This is a genomic window from Actinomadura darangshiensis (assembly GCF_004349235.1).
In the GTDB taxonomy this organism is placed as follows: domain Bacteria; phylum Actinomycetota; class Actinomycetes; order Streptosporangiales; family Streptosporangiaceae; genus Spirillospora; species Spirillospora darangshiensis.
Window position 1 is genome coordinate 26,963 of the sequence record NZ_SMKY01000046.1, and the last position, 15,743, is coordinate 42,705.

The window sequence follows — 15,743 nt, forward strand, 5'->3', positions numbered from 1 at the left end:
CGCGGGGCCGCGTCCTCCCACGGGCGGCTCGTCCGCTACGCCCGCCGAGGTACGGCCGCGTGTCAGGCGTCCGTCTCGATCAGGAAGACCGGCCGGTCGTCGGCGCCGGGTGCCGCCGGCTCCCCCGAGGCGGTGGTGAAGGCCGTCCGGACGAACGGCACGATGCCGAACTTGCGGCGGTAGGCGGTGATGATCCGCTGCTTGCGGTCGTCGTCGATCTCGGTGAGCCGCACCCGGCGCATCCGCCGCCCGCGGCCGATCTCGGCCCGGCCGTCGGCGCGGACGTTGTGCGCCCAGTGGGTCTCGCCGAACGGTGAGACGAGCCACTGCCGGCCGTCGAGCTTCAGCACCGCGACCGGCGTCGTGCGGGGCAGCCCGCTGCGCCGCCCTCGCGTGCGCAGCAGGCGCAGCGGCCCCATCGGGACCCCCCAGCCGAGCATCCTGGACGGTCCGCGGCTCATCCGCGTCAGGCGCGGCGGCAGCTCGGCGCTCATGGCGTCGCCCCTTCCTGCGAGTCGTTAAGTGGTGGAAACCTCTCCACTTGACTGTGCCACGGCGGCTCGCCGTCCGCAAGAACAAGCGGAGTAATTTTCTCCACTTCCTCTCACGCGGCGGATGTCTCCTTGCGGAGGACGGGGAGGACGTCCCGCGCCAGCGACTCGACCTGCCCCTCCTCGCCGGGTCCGGACGGCATGAAGTTGAACGACGTGAAGCCGATCTCCATGAAGCCGAGCAGCCGCTCGATGACGGCGCCGGCCGGGCCGGTCACCATGCCCAGGTCGTCGTCGACGCGGTCCTGGATGCGGACACCGACGTTGTAGGCGCAGGTGATCCGCGCAGGGTCGCGGCCGGCGTCCTCCGCGGCGGCGAGCACGCGATCGCGCATGACCCTGGCCTTGCCGGGCGGGGCGAAGCCGAGGGAGGGGATCCAGCCGTCGGCGAGCCGCCCGGTGAGGTCCAGGGCGCGCGGGCCGAAGGTGCCGAGCCAGATCGGGATGCGGCGCCGGGGCTTCGGCTCCAGGTGCGCCTCGCTGGTGCGGTGCAGGCGGCCGTGGAAGGTGAACGCCTCCTGCGACCACAGGCCGCGGGCGATGCGGACGGCCTCCTCAAGCCCGTCGACCTTGTCCCGGGCGGTGGGGACGTGCATCCCGAACGCCCGGAACTCCTCGTCGGAGTACCCGCCGCCGAGCCCCAGGACGAGCCGCCCGCCGGAGAGCCGGTCGAAGGTCTCGGCCATCTTGGCGACCATCGCGGGGTTGCGGTAGGGCACGCCGAGGACCCGTGTGGCCACGCCGATCCTGGACGTCGCGGCGGCGATCCACGCCAGCATCGTCCAGGTCTCCATGCTCGGGTGCGCGGTGGACGGGTGGTCGGAGGCGGACACGAAGTCGAACCCGAGATCCTCGGCCCGGCGGGCGTCGGCCACCGGGTCGGCGCCGTCCGCCGCCGAGGTCGAGATGTTCAGGCCGTAGCGCATGGCCGAAGTATTTGACATGTCAAACAACGTAGGCAGCGGGTATGTGACATGTCAAGTAAGCTGCCGGGCATGGACGAACCGCGCTGGCTCGAACCGGCCGAGGACCGCGCGTGGCGCGGCTACCGGCGGCTGTCGCTGCTACTCGACCGGCAGGTCGCCCGGGATCTCGCGGCCGACTCGGGGCTGTCGGAGCCCGACTACGATGTGCTGTCGAACCTGTCAGAGACGCCCGGCGCCCGGATGCGGCTGACCGAGCTGGCGGCGCACATGCGCTGGTCGCCGAGCCGGCTGTCGCACCATGTGACCCGGATGCAGCAGCGCGGGCTGGTCACCCGGCACAACAGCCCGGCCGACGGGCGCGCGGCGGTCATCGCGCTCACCGGCGAGGGGCTCCGGACGATCGAGGAGGCCGCGCCCGCGCACGTGGAGTCCGTGCGGCGCCACTTCATCGACCTGCTCACCCCCGAACAGGTCGGGGTCTTCGCCGCGCTGGCCGACTCGGTCGTCGCCCACCTCGTCGAGGTCGAGTCCCGCTAGCGCCGGCGATCTTCCGGTCATGGACGGGCCACCGCCCGAGCCAGTACGCTAACGTACTAGTTCGTCCATACCGAGGAGAGGCGGCTCGCGACATGCGCAGGTCGATCGCCACGGTCTCGCTGAGCGGCTCGCTGGCCGACAAGCTGACCGCCGCCGGCGCCGCCGGGTTCGACGGTGTCGAGATCTTCGAGAACGACCTGGTCGCCGGCGACCTGACCCCCGAGGACGTGCGCCGCCGCGCCGCGGACCTGGGCCTCGGCATCGACCTCTACCAGCCGTTCCGCGACTTCGAGGCGGTGCCGCCCGGCGTCCTCGCCGGCGGGCTGCGCCGCGCCGAGCACAAGTTCGCCCTGATGGAGCGGCTCGGCGCGACCATGATGCTCGTCTGCTCGAACGTCTCCCCCGCCGCCGTCGACGACGACGGGCTGGCCGCCGAGCAGCTGAAACTCCTCGCGGAACGCGCCGCCGAGCACGGCATCCGGATCGCCTACGAGGCGCTCGCCTGGGGCAGGCACGTCAGCGACTACCTGCACGCGTGGCGCATCGTCCGCGAGGCGGACCATCCGAACCTCGGGGTGTGCCTGGACAGCTTCCACATCCTCGCCCGGGACACCGGCCCGTACGCCATCGAGACGATCCCGGGCGAGAAGATCTTCTTCCTGCAGCTCGCCGACGCCCCCGCCCTGCCGATGGACGTCCTGTACTGGAGCCGCCACTACCGCTGCTTCCCCGGGCAGGGCGACCTCGACGTGGCGGGCCTCGTCGCGAGCGTGCTGCGGACCGGCTACGCGGGGCCGCTCTCGCTGGAGGTGTTCAACGACATCTTCCGGCAGGCCGCCGCCATGCGCACCGCCCAGGACGCCCTGCGCTCCCTCATCGCGCTGGAGGAGCAGGTCGGCGAGCGGCTCGGCGGCGCGTCCCGCCCGGCCGCGCTCGCCCCGCCGCCGCGCCCGGTGGTGCCGAGCGGGTTCGCGTTCGCGGAACTCGCCGTACCGGACGCCGGCCCGCTGCCCCGGCTACTGGACGGCCTCGGCTTCACCCGCACCGGAACGCACGCCGGCAAGCCGGTGGACCTCTGGGAGCAGGGCCGGGCGCGCATCCTGCTGAACCGGGGCAGCGCGGAGAGCCAGGACGGCCCCGCCCTCGGCGCGATCGGGCTGGAGTCGCCGGACCCGGCCGCGTCGGTGAAGCGGGCCGAGGCGCTGCTGTCCCCCGTCCTGCCGCGCCTGCGGGGCCCCCACGACGCACCGCTGGACGCCGTCGCCGCCCCGGACGGGACCGAGCTGTTCTTCTGCCGGACGAGGCATCCCGACCACACGAGCTGGACCGACGACTTCACCACCGGACGCCGGGCCTCGGAGGACGCCGGCGGCGAGATCACCCACATCGACCATGTGGCGCTCACCCAGCCGTGGCACCACTTCGACGAGGCGTCGCTGTTCTACCGCAGCGTCCTCGGTCTTCGTCCGCACGACAGCCTGGAACTGCCCGACCCCTACGGCCTGCTGCGCAGCCGCGCGGTGTCCAGTGAGGACGGCGGTGTCCGGGTGGCGCTCAACGTCGCCTACGTCGGGGCACATGGCGGGAGGCCCGATGCGGCCTGGCAGCATGTCGCGCTCGCGAGCCGGGACATCGTCGCCGGCGCCCGCCGGCTGCGCGCCGCCGGGCTCTCCCCGCTGGCCATTCCCGAAAACTATTACGACGATCTCGAAGCCCGGCACGATCTCGGCACGGAACGCCATGAACTGCTCCGCGAGCTGGGACTTCTCTACGACCGGGACGAGTACGGCGAATTCCTGCACTTCTACACCGCCACCACCGGGCGGGTGTTCTTCGAAATCGTGCAGCGCATCGGCGATTACCGCGGATACGGCGCGATCAACGCGCCGGTCAGGCTCGCAGCCCAGCACACGCGTGCCCAGCGCGTCCCGCCGCCATAAGATGAGCCCCATTCTCCTCCAGCAATCGCCTCCGTGGAGCCACATGTCGTCGCAGCCCGCCACCCCCGCCGCCGGAGAACGCCTGCGCGACGCCGACCGCACCCGTGCGGAGATCCTGGACGTCGCGCAGCGGGAGTTCGCCCGGCACGGATACGCCGGCGCCCGGGTGGACGAGATGGCGGCGCTCATGCGCACCACCAAACGAATGATCTATTACTACTTCGGCGGCAAGGAAAAGCTGTACATCGCCGTTCTGGAAAAGGCCTACGGTGAGGTCAGGGCGCTGGAGTCGACCATCGACGTGCAGCATCTCGCCCCGGTCGAGGCGATCCGCACGCTGGCGGAGCTGACCTTCGACCACCATGACGCGCACCAGGACTTCATCAAGCTCGTCAGCATCGAGAACGTCCACCGGGCCGAGCATCTGCGCAAGTCCGAGCTGCTGGTGAACCTCGGCGGGCCGGTGTCGCACCTCATCTCGCAGATCCTCGACGCCGGCCGCGGCACCGGCGACTTCGTCGCCGACGTGGACGCGATCGACATGCACATGATGATCAGCTCGTTCTGCTGCTTCCGCATCGCCAACCAGCACACGTTCGGCGCGCTGTTCGGCCGGGACATGACGGCGCCCGAGCACCGGGCGAAGCACCGCGAGATGATCGGCGAGATGGTCGTCGCCTACCTGACCGGCGGCGGCCGCCGGTAGGCGAAGCCGCTCCCGGCGACGCTCCCGGCGGCCTCGGCCGCGTCGCGCACCAGGTGGTGGTCGGGCGAGAGGCCGCAGGCCGGGTCGGTGCGCGCGGCGTCGCCGGTGAGGGCGAACGCCTGGCAGCGGCAGCCGCCGAAGTCGGTCTCCCGGCGGGGGCACTCCCGGCAGGGGCCGGTCATCCAGCCGGTCCCCCGGTAGGCGTTGAAGGCGGGCGACTCCGCCCAGATCCAGGCGAGCGAGTGGTCGCGCACGTTCGGCGGCGCCAGGTCCGGCATGGCGTAGGCGGCCGGGCAGGGCAGCGCGGTGCCGTCCGGGCCGACCGTGATGGACCGCGCGCCCCAGCCGCCCATGCAGGGCTTCGGCACGCCCTCGTAGTAGTCGGGCAGCACCCAGACGATCTCGGGTCCTGAGCCGTCGTGCGCGGCGACGATCTCCTTCGCGCGGTCGAGCTGCTCGCGCGCGGGCAGCAGCGCCGTGCGGTTGCGGAGCGCCCATCCGTAGAACTGGGCGTTCGCCAGCTCGATCCGGTCGGCGCCCCAGCGGGCGCCGAGGTCGAGGATCTCCTGGAGGCGGTCGAGGTTGTGCCTGTGCAGGACGACGTTCAGGCCGAACGGGAGCCCGGCGGCGGCGATGACGCCGGCCGCTCGCTCCTTCGCCCGGAAGGACGTGCGTCCGGCGATGAGGTCGGACGACTCCGCACGGGCGTCCTGCACCGAGAGCTGCACGCTGTTCAGGCCCGCTCGGACGAGGTCGTCCAGGCGGCGCGAGGTCAGGCCGAGCCCGCTCGTGACGAGCTGGGTGTAGACGCCGGCGTCGTGCGCGGCCTCGACGATCTGGACGATGTCGCGGCGCAGCAGCGGCTCGCCGCCCGAGATGTGCGCCTGGACGATCCCCATCCCGGCCGCCTCCGCGAACACGCGGGCCCATTCGGCGGTGTCCAGCTCGGCGTCCCGCCGGACGAGTTCGAGCGGGTTGGAGCAGTAGGGGCAGTGCAGCGGGCAGGCGTGGGTGAGTTCGGCGAGCAGCGCCCAGGGTGCGTCCGTCATCGCAGCCATCCCTCCGCGCGGACCCGGTCGAGGAACTCGGGCACGTCGTCGTCCAGCGGCGCGCCGGGGAACGCCTCGCCCAGCTCGGCGACGATGTCGCCGACGGTCCGGCTGCCGTCGCAGAGCCGCAGGACGCGGCCGCCGGTCTCGCTGAGCCGCACGGCCCGCTCGGGCATGAGCAGCAGATCGGCGCCGCGCACCGTGTCGTGCCGCAACACGATGGAGCGCGCGAGGGCGGGCCGCCAGTCTCCGTCCGTCCGGTCAGCGGGCATCGACGGCCTCCCCGACCCGGGCCGCGTGCTCGACCGCGTCCAGCAGCGACCAGAGCACGTCGCACTTGAAGGTGAACGCGGCGAGCACGCGTTCCTCGTCCTCGGGCGTCCGGGCCCATTCCTGGACGAGGGCGAGCGCCTCGGCCGCGTCCTGGCGTCCCTGCGAAACCCGCACCTGAAAGTAGCGCAGCCCCTCGGGCTCGACCCACGGATAGTGGAGTTCCCAGGCGTCGATCCTGGTCGCCATCAGGTCGGGCGCGAACAGCTCGGTCAGCGAGGACGCGACGGCCTCCAGGCGCGGGCGGTCCCGGCAGAAGTTCACGTAGCCGTCCACCGCGAACCGCACGGCGGGCAGGACGCCCTCGCCCGACAGGAGCAGCGTCCTGTCCAGGCCGACGGCCTCGCCCAGGCGGAGCCACCGCTCGATGCCGCCGTCCTCGCCGGGCCGGCCGTCGTGGTCGTGGATGCGGCGGATCCAGTTCTGCCGCAGCTCGCGGTCGCCGAGCTTGGCGAGGATGAAGGCGTCCTTGACCGGGATGTGCCGCTGGTAGTGGAATCGGTTGAGCACCCAGCGGCGCAGCTCCTCCTGGGACAGCAGCCCCTCGTGCATGCGGAGGTTGAACGGGTGCCGGTGGTGGTAGCGCTCGGCCGCGAGCCCGCGGAGCCGGCCTTCGAGGTTCACAGCTGGATCACCGCGTTCTCCGTGGCGACCTCGATTCCCAGGGCGGCCAGGGTGCGGTGCCCTTCGGCGTCGGGGTCGACCAGTGGGTTCGTGTTGTTCAGGTGGGTGTAGAGGCGACGTGTGGCGGGCAGTGCGGCGAACCGCTCGGACGTGCCGTTCGCGCCGGTGATGGGGAGGTGGCCCATCTGCGTCGCGGTCCGCTCGGTGAAGCCGGAGCGGCGGGGCTCCTCGTCGTCCCAGAAGGTGCCGTCGAGGAACACGCAGTCGGCATCGCCGAGGACGTCGTCCAGTTCGGGAGGCCAGTCGGCCAGGCAAGGGGCGTAGACGGTGGTCGTGCCGTCCCGCCGGTCGGTGATGCGCAAGGCAACGGACCACGCGTCACCGTGACCGTCGAGGCCCGCGGCGTAGCGGGGGCGCTTTCCTGACACCCGGATTGTCTCCACCTCCAGCGTTCCGAAGGAGGCGGGCTCCTTCTCCGGCAACTCTGACCAGGTCACGCCCGCGTACGGGGCGAGGACAGCGTCCAGGCGGAGGCCGTCCGCCAGCGCCTGCCGGACCGTAGCGGTCGCGAGGACGTGGAGGCTCGGCGCCTCCCGCAGCCGCGGAAGCCCGAGGACGTGGTCGAGTTCGGCGTCGGTGAGGACCACACCGGCGACCGGGCTGCGCCGCGTGCCCGTCTCCGGGCGCAGGTCGGGGTGCGCCTCGATCTGCTCGGTGATGTCCGGTGTCGCGTTCACCACGAGCCACCCTCCACCGCCGGCGTCGACCGCGATGGAGGCGTGCCGGCGGCGCAGCCCCGGGCGGGCGCGGGCGGCGGCGCACCCGCCGCATCCGCAGTTCCACTGGGGAACGCCGCCGCCCGCCGCGGTGCCGAGAATGCGCACCCGCATCCGTGCCGCCCTTTTCAGCTTTCCGCGGTGAAATACGCGGTGACCTCCATCGAGGTCTCGATGATCTCGTAGTCGGGCTTCACCCAGGACGTCGAGCCGGTCATGGCTTCTCTTTTCACTCGATCCATCACTTCACCACGATCTTTCCGGTGTTCTGCGGAAAGACCGGGTCGTTGTAGAAGTACTCGCCCGGCTTGCGGAAGGTGTGGCGGTACGACTCGCCGGGCTTGAGCTTCCCGGTGTTGAACTCGTGCTCGAAGAACGACGCGGCGCCGTGCGAATGCTCGTTTCCGGACGGGTTGAGGAACGTCACCTCGGTGCCGACCGGAATGGTCAGGTGCTGCGGTGACATCGCATCCTGCGCGACGAAGTTCTCCTCGTCGCCGGGGATGTTCTCGTCCTCATTCCAGATCCGGCCGAGGGTGACCGTGTTGCCGGTGACCGCGCCCTCGACGGCCGCCGCGCGGATCTGGTTCCGCTTGGACGGCGGCGTCGGTGTGGGCGCCGGGCCGACCTTCCCGTGCAGCTTGAACGCCCACAGGTGGTCGCCCTTCGGGATGTCGCGGTAGGGCAGCCAGCTGCCGCCGGCGAACACCGCGACGTACTGCTCGCCGTCGATCTCGTAGGTGATCGGGCTGGTGTGCACGCCGGCGCCGCACTGCCACGTCCACAGCTCGCGGCCGTCGGTGTCGTCCATCGCGACGAGCACGCCGTCCGGGCGGCCCTGGAACATGACCCGGCCGGCCGTGGTGAGGATCCCGTTGCCGTGGGCCAGCGACCACTCCCCCTCGCGGCGCCAGGCGGGCCGGTTGGTGCGCGGGTCCACGGCGACGATGCCGCCGGAGAAGTACTCGCCGAGCGGCCGGGCGGTGTTGACGCGCCCGCCGTTGGTGTTGGAGTAGGCGGAGTTGACGAGCCCGTACCCAACGTAGACGAACCCGGTGTGCGGGCTGAACGACAGGTACGACCAGTCGGCGCCGCCGCCCGCGCCGGGGAACAGGATGGTCGCGTCGTCCCAGAACGGCGTGTAGATCTCCCCGGTCGGGTAGTACGGGACGGGCCTCGTGGTGTCGTGGAAGCTCGGCGACTGGTGGACGAACGGCTCGCCGCCGGGGAACGGCTGGGTGGGCCACGTCTTCTGCCGCGGCTCCTGCGGGACGGGCCGCTCGGTCATGCCGTGGACCGGCTTCCCGTTCTCCCGGTCGAGGATGTAGTACATCCCGGTCTTGCTTCCGTACACGACGACCTTGCGTCTGCGGTGCCCGATCTTCAGGTCGCACAGCACGGGCGCCATCACGTTGTCGAAGTCCCAGATGTCGTGGTGCACCGACTGGAAGTGCCAGCGCCGCTTGCCGGTCTTGGCGTCGATGGCGACCAGGCAGTTGGCGAACAGGTTCGCGCCGGCCCGGGTGGAGCCGTTGGTCCGCGGATAGGGGTTGCCGAACGTCCAGTAGACGAGGCCGAGCTCGGGGTCGATCGCCGGGTGGATCCAGCAGACGACGCCGCCGGTCTTCCAGGTCTCGCCCTCCCAGGTGTCGTTGCCGTACTCGCCGGGTCCGGGCGGGCCCCAGAAGATCCAGGCGGTCTCGCCGGTCCGGGCGTGCAGCGCGTACCCGCGGCCGCGCGCGCCCGCGGTGCTGCCCTCGGTGCCGACGTAGATCAGGCCGTCCCAGTAGACGATGGCGCCGGCGAGCCCGCCGCGGTTGCCGCCGCACTGCCCGCTGTCGGGGTCGCAGTCCGGGTCGCCCTCGCCCGCGATGAGCAGCTCCCGCTGCCAGACGACGGCGCCGGTCCGCTGGTCGAGCGCGTAGACGATGTTGGCGCCGGACGTGGTGAAGACGAGCCCCTCGCCGAGCCCGACGCCGCGCATGTTGGTCTGCTCGGAGCCGACGCTGGTCTTCCACTTGATCTCGCCGGTCCGGCCGTCGACGGCGAAGATGTTCTGCTGGGCGGTCTGGACGTACAGGACGCCGTCCTGGGCGACGATCGTGCTCTGCTGCGATCGGCCCTCCGTGCTGCCGCCCTCCAGGTTGACGTGCCAGGCGCCGCCGAGGTGCCGGACGTTGCCGCGCGTGATCCGGTGCAGCGCGGAGTGGTTCTGGTTCCCGTAGTCGCCGCCGACCTTGGGGAAGTTCCTGGCCGCGCGGCCGAGCCGCCGGGACTGCTCGGGGACGGGGAGTGCGAGCCGCGGGCGGGTCGCGGCGCCCGCCTCCGGTGCGCGGAGCCCGGTAAAGGCGGCGGTTCCGCTGATGACGGCGGCACCGGTCAGGAAGTTCCGTCGTTCCATGCTGCACTCCCGAACTCGTGGTCCGTTAGACGGACCAACCGATCCGATCAACGGACGACACGGTAGGCCGCCGCCGCGAAATTGACAAGGGTATTGCCGCCCCGCCGTCGTCATGAGATCGTCCTAACGCCTCTGAACGGTACATCTGGACCGCTAGATGGACCACAGAGCGAGCCTGTCAGGAAGGAACCTGCGCCATGAGGAGACCCTCGTCCCACCTGGTGACCGCGGTGACGGCGGCGACGGGCACCGCCGCCGCGCTGGTCGCCGCGACGCTGCTCACCGGACTTCCCGCCGCGGCCGGCGGAACCCACGCCAAGCCGCAGCAACGCGGGGCACAGCAGCTCGGCGACCCCGACTACGGCGTCTGCCGGGGCACCGACCCGCGCTGCTACCACGACTGGGGCAACTTCGACCCCGCCGAGGGCTACAAGGTCCTCGTGTACAGCCGGACCGCGGGGCCTCGGCACGCCAACCTCGGCCCCGCGCTCGCCGCCGGGCTGAACCCGCCGCTCAGCGACGCGAACGTCGCGCAGAAGGCCCTGGTCGAGATGGGCCGGGAGAACGGGTTCGCGGTCGACTGGACCGAGGACGTCACCCAGCTCTCGTCCCCCGGGAAGCTGTTCAAGTACAACGCCGTCGTGTTCATGAGCACCACGCGGGACACCCTGGACGACGCAGCCCAGACCTCGCTGCGGCAGTACATCCGGGGCGGCGGCGGGTTCGTGGGCGTCCACAACGCGTTCGGCACCGAGTACAACTGGCCCTGGTACGAGGGGCTCCTCGGCGGCGCGAACTACTACGACCACGGGCACGCCCAGACCGGGACCGTCCGCACCGTGGACCGCAGGGACGTCTCCACCGCCGGCCTGCCGGGACGCTGGACGTTCAGCGACGAGTGGTACAACCTCGTCCCGTTCCCGTCCAGGGTGCGGTTCCTCGCGGCCGTCGACGAGAAGTCGCTGCCGGAGGGCGTGCAGGGCGGGTCGGGCCATCCCGGGCACGGGTCGTTCCACCCCGTCGCCTGGTGCCAGTACTACGACGGCGGGCGGGCCTGGCTCACCACGCTCGGTCATGACGCCAAGGCCTTCACCGACGACGGCACGGGTTTCGCCGGCGCCGTGCAGTTCCGGAAGATGCTGCTGGGCGGCATCGAGTCGGCCATGGGCAAAGAGCCCTTCTGCCGGTGACACTGATGTGCCGGTGACAGTGCTGTGCGTCGCGTTCCGGCGGCCGGGTCCGCACCCGGCCGCCGGCCGCTACAGGCCCAGGTAGATGCGCCGCACCTGGACGTCCTCGCGCAGTTCCCGGGACGTCCCGGTCATCGCGACCTCGCCGTTCTCCATGACCACGCAGTCGCTCGTGGCCTCGAACGTCAGCTTGGCGTTCTGCTCCACGAGCAGCAGGCTGAGCCCCTCCTCGCGCAGCCGCACGAGGACGGCGAGGATGTCCTCGACCAGCTTGGGCGACAGCCCCATAGACGGCTCGTCCAGCAGGATCAGGCGGGGCCGCGACATCAGCGCGCGGCCGACGGCCAGCATCTGCTGCTGCCCGCCCGACAGCGCCCCGGCGAGCCGGGACCGCATCTCCTTCAGCACGGGGAACAGGTCGTACACCTCGGCGAGCGCCTCCCCGGTGCCGCCGTCGCGCCACGAGCGGGCGTAGGCGCCGAGCATCAGGTTCTTCTCGACGCTCAGGCCGGGGAAGACGTGCCGCCCCTCGGGGACGTAGCCGATCCCGTGCCGGACCACGTCGCGCGCCTTGACCTTGGTCAGGTCGGTGCCGCCGAACCGGATCCGGCCGCCGCTGCGCGGCACGAGGCCCATCAGCGCCTTGAGCGTGGACGTCTTGCCCGCGCCGTTCGCGCCGATGATGCCCACCGACTGTCCCGGCGCCACCGAGAACCCGATCGACCGCACCGCGCAGACGCCCCCGTAGTGGACCGACAGGTCCTCCACCGTGAGGGTCTCCGCCTTCTCGTCCTCGCCGGGCATCAGCTCACCTCCGTCGGGTCCGGCAGCGGCATGTCCGCCATCGCCGAGTCACCGAGATACGCCTCGATCACGGTGTGGTCGCCGGCCACCTCGGCGGGCGTCCCCTCCGCGATCACACCGCCGTTCGACAGCACGGTCACCCGCTCGCACAGCGACATGACCAGGCCCATGTTGTGCTCGATGAGGACGACGGTGACGCCGCTGTCCCGGATGGACCGGACGATCTCGGCGAGCTGGCGCACCTCCTCGCCGTTCAGCCCGGCGGCCGGCTCGTCCAGCAGCAGGAGCCGCGGCGAGCCCGCCATCGCGCGGGCGATCTCGATGCGGCGCTGGATGCCGTAGGGCAGCGAGCCCGGCGGCGCGGCGGCGAACTCGGTGAGCCCGAAGCGCTCCAGCAGCGCGTCCGCCCGCCGGTGCAGCCGCCGCTCCTGCCGCCAGATCCCGACCGGCCACAGCAGGTACCGCCAGATGGCGCGGGTGCGGGTCCGGTCCAGGGCGACGAGCAGGTTGTCGCGGACCGTCAGCTCCCCGAACAGCCGGAGGTTCTGGAAGGTCCGGGCCAGGCCGAGCATCGACAGCCGGTACGGGCGGCCGCCCGAGATGACCCGGCCGTCCATGAGCACCCGCCCGCCGGACGCCTTGTAGAAGCCGCTGACGACGTTGAACAGCGTCGTCTTCCCCGAGCCGTTCGGCCCGACGATGCCCCGGATCTCGCCGCGCTCCACGGTGAGCGACACCTCGCTGAGGGCCTTCAGGCCGCGGAACTGCTTGGAGACGTCCCGGACCTCCAGCATCGGAGGCGCGCCCTCCTGCGCGGCCGCCTCCTCCCCCGGCTCGTACGGCCGGAAGGGGCGCAGCGCCGCGCGGTCGGCGGACGTGCCCCGGCGCCGGTCGACGACGGCCCGCACCCTCGCGGGGACGCCCGCCAGCCCGGTCGGGGCGAACACGACCATGAGCACGACGACCACGCCGAAGCCGAGCTGCGCGTAGGTGGGGTAGTCCACCAGCTGCTCGCGGATCAGCGTGAGCCCGACCGCGCCGACGACGCAGCCGGCCAGGCTCTGCCGGCCGCCGATCACGACCATCGCCAGCAGCAGGAACATGTTGGCGATGCTGAAGGTGTCCGGCGCGATGTAGCGGATCAGCCCCACGTACAGCACCCCGGCGAGGCCGCCGAACACGCTGGACAGCATGAACGCCGTCATCCGCAGCAGCGGGATCTCCGCGCCGACCGCGCCCGCGGCGAGCGGGTCGTCCCGCATCGCCATCATCCGGCGGCCGAGGCCCGTCCGCACCACGAACTGCCCGAACAGCAGCGCGAGCGCGAACACCACCGCTTCGAGGTAGTAGTACAGGTACTCGCTGGACAGGTCGATGCCGAACATCGGCGGGACGGGGATGGCCGAGATGCCCTCGGCCCCGCCCGCGATCTCCGCGTTCGTCGTCCAGTTGATGAACCCGAGCGCGAGCCCGAGCGTGACGATGCCGAGGTAGTGCGACTGCATCCGCAGCGCCGGGACGCCGACGAGCAGCCCGATCACCGCGGACGCCAGCAGCGCCAGCGCGGCCGCCGGCCAGAACCCCAGCCCGTTGTGGGTGGTGAGGATCGCGGTCGCGTAGGCGCTCACCCCGAAGAAGGCGACCTGCGCGAGGTTGATCTGGCCCGCGATGCCCATGGCGAGGCCCATCCCGATCGCCAGCAGCGCGAACACCAGCGCGATGTTGACGACGTGGATCGTGTAGCTCCCCACCTGGTACGGCAGGATCAGGGCGAGGACGACCAGCACCGCGATCCCGCCGAGCCGCGGTGTGCGGGGATGTCGGAGCAGCCCGGTCATGCGCGGCTCACCGTCATCTCGCCGAAGATCCCGGTCGGCCGGATCATGATGGCCACCGTGAACACCAGGAACACGACCAGCTCGGAGTAGCCCTGGAAGTGCCCGGCCGCGAAGGAGTCCAGGATCCCGATGGCGAAGCCGCCGACGATCGCGCCCGGGATGTTGCCGCAGCCGCCGAGCATGGCGGCCGCGAACCCCTTGATGCCGATCGCCCCGCCCATCGTCGCGTTCACGTACAGCAGCGGGCCGACGAGCCCGCCCGCGAGGGCCGCGAGCCCGGCGCCGATCGCGAACGCGATCGCGTTGCTGCGGCCGACGTGGATGCCGACGGCGGTGGCCGCCTCGTGGTCCATCGCGACCGCCTGCATGGCGGCGCCCAGCTTGGTGCGCTGCAGGAACCCGGCCAGCAGCACGACGGCGACCGCCGCGATGGCGAGGACGACCAGGTCGTAGGTGCGGACGCGGAGCCCGGCGAACTCCAGCGGGGCGCCGCCGACCGGGGACGACACGGCGCGCCCGGTCGCGCCCCAGATCAGCACGGCGACCGCCTGCAGGACCATGCCGAAGCCGATCGTGCCGATCAGCATCAGCGTGAAGTCCTTGTTCTCCAGCGGGCGCAGCACCCGCTCGATGACCAGGCCGATCAGCCCGGTCACCGCGATGGCGAGCGCCATCGCCACCGCGAACGGCAGCTTGGTGGACATGTAGAAGGTGGACGCGGCATAGGCGCCGATCATGAGCACGTCGGCGTGCGCGAAGTTGACCAGCCCCATGGTGCGGTAGACGAGGGAGAACCCCATCGCGACCAGGGCGTAGATCGCGCCGAGGCTCAGCCCGCCTATCAGCGTCTGAAGGAAGACCTGCATCGTTCCGCTTCCCCGGTCAGCCGCCGGCCTTGACGAGCTTCCCGTTCTTGATGATGCCGATCGAGGTGGCCTTGATGCCGACCCCGGTCTCGTCGTATGCGAAGCTGCCGAGCAGCCCCTCGTGCTTCACCGCCCGGATCGCGTCGGCAAGCTTCTTGCCCTTCGCTGCACCGGAGCTCTTCAGCGCGGTGAGCAGGATCTGCGCGCCGTCGTAGGCCTTGGCGCCGTGCATCTCGGCGTCCTCGCCGTAGGCGGCCTTGTAGGCGGCGGCGAACTTCTTGGACGCCTCGCTGATGTCGTTGCCGAGGTAGGGCGAGCTGACGATGGTGCCCTCGGCGTTCTCCGCGCCCGCGGTGTCGAGGTAGACGGGGGTGCCCTGCGGCGCGGCGCCGGCGAACGGCGCCTCGATGCCGAGGTCGCGGGCCTGCTTGACGATCAGCCCGGACTCGACCTCCTCGGCGCCGAGGAAGACGACCTGCGGCGACTTCTGCCGGATCTTGGTCAGCTGCGCGCTGAAGTCCTTCTGGTCGGTGGTGACGACCTGGTCGGCGGCCGGCGTGACGCCGCGGTCCTTCAGCGCCTTGAGGAACGCGTCGTGCTCCCCTTTGCCGTAGGCGCCGTTGTTGGTGATCATCGCGATCTTCGTGTACTTCTTGTGGTCGACGACGTACTTGGCGAGCGTCTCGTCGTAGGTCGTGCTCGTCGGCCCGTTCAGGAACAGGAAGGGGCTCTTCAGCGCGATCATCCCCGGCGACTGCCCGGACGCGATGTTCGGGATCTCGGCGGTGCGCAGCGTCGGCGCCATCGCGATCGTGACCGCGCTCTCCGCGGTGCCGAGCATCGCGACGTAGTCCTGGCTGTCGATCTTGCGGGCGATGTTGGTGCCGACGGTCGGGTCGCCCTGGTCGTCGAACACGTCCAGCTTGACGGTGCGGCCGCCGATCCCGCCGGCCTTGTTCCACTCGTCGACGGCGAGCTTGGCGCCCTTGTACTCCCACTTGCCGAGCGAGCTGAGCTGCCCGCTCTGCGCGTCGACCAGGGCGATCTTGATGGGGCCGGTGCCGCCGGAGCCGGAGTCGTCGTCCTCGCCGGGGGCGGCGCAGCCGGCGGCGGCGAGGCCCACGGCGAGGACGCCGGCGGCGAGCGCGGTCAGGCGGGGTCTGGGAAGGTTTCGCATGATGTCACCTCGGGGGGTGGGACAACGG

At 71.4% G+C, this 15,743-nt stretch carries 16 protein-coding genes; 4 read left to right on the plus strand and 12 right to left on the minus strand.

The window, feature by feature from the left end; all coding sequences use genetic code 11:
• Positions 1–62: 62 nt before the first annotated feature.
• Entirely contained in the window at positions 63–494 is a 432-nt protein-coding gene (locus tag E1293_RS13275; protein ID WP_132197473.1) for a nitroreductase family deazaflavin-dependent oxidoreductase, read from the minus strand.
• Between the two features lie 110 nt (positions 495–604).
• The gene (locus E1293_RS13280) at positions 605–1,495 is read right to left on the minus strand and encodes an LLM class flavin-dependent oxidoreductase (protein ID WP_132197475.1); all 891 of its coding nucleotides are present in this window, start codon (positions 1,493–1,495) and stop codon (positions 605–607) included.
• Between the two features lie 51 nt (positions 1,496–1,546).
• Between E1293_RS13280 and E1293_RS13285 the strand changes: the two genes are divergently transcribed.
• From E1293_RS13285 to E1293_RS13295, 3 genes are all read left to right on the plus strand, one after another.
• Positions 1,547–2,014 (plus strand): MarR family winged helix-turn-helix transcriptional regulator, encoded by a 468-nt coding sequence (locus E1293_RS13285; RefSeq protein ID WP_132197477.1) that lies wholly within the window; start codon positions 1,547–1,549, stop codon positions 2,012–2,014.
• A gap of 92 nt (positions 2,015–2,106) precedes the next feature.
• Positions 2,107–3,954 carry a bifunctional sugar phosphate isomerase/epimerase/4-hydroxyphenylpyruvate dioxygenase family protein gene (locus tag E1293_RS13290; RefSeq protein WP_132197479.1) on the plus strand — a complete coding sequence of 616 codons (1,848 nt, stop codon included), beginning with the start codon at positions 2,107–2,109 and terminating at the stop codon, positions 3,952–3,954.
• A 43-nt stretch (positions 3,955–3,997) separates the two neighbouring features.
• The gene (locus tag E1293_RS13295; protein ID WP_132197481.1) at positions 3,998–4,660 is read left to right on the plus strand and encodes a TetR/AcrR family transcriptional regulator; all 663 of its coding nucleotides are present in this window, start codon (positions 3,998–4,000) and stop codon (positions 4,658–4,660) included.
• On the opposite strand, the gene pqqE is transcribed toward E1293_RS13295, so the two are convergent.
• Genes pqqE through E1293_RS13325 form a run of 6 tightly spaced genes read right to left on the minus strand, consistent with a single transcriptional unit; the run spans position 4,633 to position 9,840 of the window.
• Entirely contained in the window at positions 4,633–5,709 is a 1,077-nt protein-coding gene (gene pqqE, locus E1293_RS13300; protein WP_132197483.1) for a pyrroloquinoline quinone biosynthesis protein PqqE, read from the minus strand. The genes E1293_RS13295 and pqqE overlap by 28 nt on opposite strands.
• Positions 5,706–5,981, minus strand: coding sequence for a pyrroloquinoline quinone biosynthesis peptide chaperone PqqD (pqqD, locus tag E1293_RS13305; protein ID WP_132197485.1), 276 nt, complete (start codon positions 5,979–5,981; stop codon positions 5,706–5,708). Before pqqD ends, pqqE begins: the two co-directional genes overlap by 4 nt.
• Positions 5,971–6,663, minus strand: a complete 693-nt coding sequence (pqqC, locus tag E1293_RS13310) for a pyrroloquinoline-quinone synthase PqqC (RefSeq protein WP_132197488.1) — start codon at positions 6,661–6,663, stop codon at positions 5,971–5,973. Before pqqC ends, pqqD begins: the two co-directional genes overlap by 11 nt.
• Positions 6,660–7,553, minus strand: a complete 894-nt coding sequence (pqqB, locus tag E1293_RS13315; RefSeq protein ID WP_132197490.1) for a pyrroloquinoline quinone biosynthesis protein PqqB — start codon at positions 7,551–7,553, stop codon at positions 6,660–6,662. The genes pqqC and pqqB overlap by 4 nt, the downstream gene beginning before the upstream one ends.
• A 14-nt stretch (positions 7,554–7,567) precedes the next feature.
• Positions 7,568–7,657: a pyrroloquinoline quinone precursor peptide PqqA gene (pqqA, locus tag E1293_RS13320; RefSeq protein ID WP_165978196.1), complete on the minus strand. Its 90-nt coding sequence runs from the start codon at positions 7,655–7,657 to the stop codon at positions 7,568–7,570.
• A gap of 23 nt (positions 7,658–7,680) precedes the next feature.
• Complete coding sequence (locus E1293_RS13325; protein WP_165978197.1) at positions 7,681–9,840, minus strand: outer membrane protein assembly factor BamB family protein; 2,160 nt, start codon at positions 9,838–9,840, stop codon at positions 7,681–7,683.
• Positions 9,841–10,037: 197 nt separating this feature from the next.
• Here E1293_RS13325 and E1293_RS13330 point away from each other — a divergent pair, with 197 nt between their 5' ends.
• A complete protein-coding gene (locus E1293_RS13330; RefSeq protein WP_132197496.1) occupies positions 10,038–11,030 on the plus strand; it encodes a ThuA domain-containing protein in 993 nt (330 codons plus the stop codon).
• Positions 11,031–11,099: 69 nt separating this feature from the next.
• Here E1293_RS13330 and E1293_RS13335 read toward each other — a convergent pair whose 3' ends face one another.
• The 4 genes from E1293_RS13335 to E1293_RS13350 are packed head-to-tail and all read right to left on the minus strand — an operon-like array spanning position 11,100 to position 15,715.
• Positions 11,100–11,834, minus strand: coding sequence for an ABC transporter ATP-binding protein (locus E1293_RS13335; protein WP_132197498.1), 735 nt, complete (start codon positions 11,832–11,834; stop codon positions 11,100–11,102).
• Positions 11,834–13,672: a branched-chain amino acid ABC transporter ATP-binding protein/permease gene (locus E1293_RS13340; RefSeq protein WP_132197500.1), complete on the minus strand. Its 1,839-nt coding sequence runs from the start codon at positions 13,670–13,672 to the stop codon at positions 11,834–11,836. Before E1293_RS13340 ends, E1293_RS13335 begins: the two co-directional genes overlap by 1 nt.
• Positions 13,669–14,538: a branched-chain amino acid ABC transporter permease gene (locus E1293_RS13345; RefSeq protein ID WP_132197502.1), complete on the minus strand. Its 870-nt coding sequence runs from the start codon at positions 14,536–14,538 to the stop codon at positions 13,669–13,671. The genes E1293_RS13340 and E1293_RS13345 overlap by 4 nt, the downstream gene beginning before the upstream one ends.
• 16 nt (positions 14,539–14,554) lie before the next feature.
• Complete coding sequence (locus E1293_RS13350) at positions 14,555–15,715, minus strand: ABC transporter substrate-binding protein (protein WP_132197504.1); 1,161 nt, start codon at positions 15,713–15,715, stop codon at positions 14,555–14,557.
• Between the last annotated feature and the right edge of the window lie 28 nt (positions 15,716–15,743).

Excerpts from the sequence above, each read along its gene's own strand:
- E1293_RS13275 (WP_132197473.1), bottom strand. The coding sequence starts at position 494 with ATGAGCGCCGAGCTGCCGCCGCGCCTGACGCGGATGAGCCGCGGACCG.
- E1293_RS13280 (WP_132197475.1), bottom strand. The coding sequence starts at position 1,495 with ATGTCAAATACTTCGGCCATGCGCTACGGCCTGAACATCTCGACCTCG.
- E1293_RS13285 (WP_132197477.1), top strand. The coding sequence starts at position 1,547 with ATGGACGAACCGCGCTGGCTCGAACCGGCCGAGGACCGCGCGTGGCGC.
- E1293_RS13290 (WP_132197479.1), top strand. The coding sequence starts at position 2,107 with ATGCGCAGGTCGATCGCCACGGTCTCGCTGAGCGGCTCGCTGGCCGAC.
- E1293_RS13295 (WP_132197481.1), top strand. The coding sequence starts at position 3,998 with ATGTCGTCGCAGCCCGCCACCCCCGCCGCCGGAGAACGCCTGCGCGAC.
- pqqE (WP_132197483.1), bottom strand. The coding sequence starts at position 5,709 with ATGACGGACGCACCCTGGGCGCTGCTCGCCGAACTCACCCACGCCTGC.
- pqqD (WP_132197485.1), bottom strand. The coding sequence starts at position 5,981 with ATGCCCGCTGACCGGACGGACGGAGACTGGCGGCCCGCCCTCGCGCGC.
- pqqB (WP_132197490.1), bottom strand. The coding sequence starts at position 7,553 with ATGCGGGTGCGCATTCTCGGCACCGCGGCGGGCGGCGGCGTTCCCCAG.
- pqqA (WP_165978196.1), bottom strand. The coding sequence starts at position 7,657 with ATGACCGGCTCGACGTCCTGGGTGAAGCCCGACTACGAGATCATCGAG.
- E1293_RS13325 (WP_165978197.1), bottom strand. The coding sequence starts at position 9,840 with ATGGAACGACGGAACTTCCTGACCGGTGCCGCCGTCATCAGCGGAACC.
- E1293_RS13330 (WP_132197496.1), top strand. The coding sequence starts at position 10,038 with ATGAGGAGACCCTCGTCCCACCTGGTGACCGCGGTGACGGCGGCGACG.
- E1293_RS13335 (WP_132197498.1), bottom strand. The coding sequence starts at position 11,834 with ATGCCCGGCGAGGACGAGAAGGCGGAGACCCTCACGGTGGAGGACCTG.
- E1293_RS13340 (WP_132197500.1), bottom strand. The coding sequence starts at position 13,672 with ATGACCGGGCTGCTCCGACATCCCCGCACACCGCGGCTCGGCGGGATC.
- E1293_RS13345 (WP_132197502.1), bottom strand. The coding sequence starts at position 14,538 with ATGCAGGTCTTCCTTCAGACGCTGATAGGCGGGCTGAGCCTCGGCGCG.
- E1293_RS13350 (WP_132197504.1), bottom strand. The coding sequence starts at position 15,715 with ATGCGAAACCTTCCCAGACCCCGCCTGACCGCGCTCGCCGCCGGCGTC.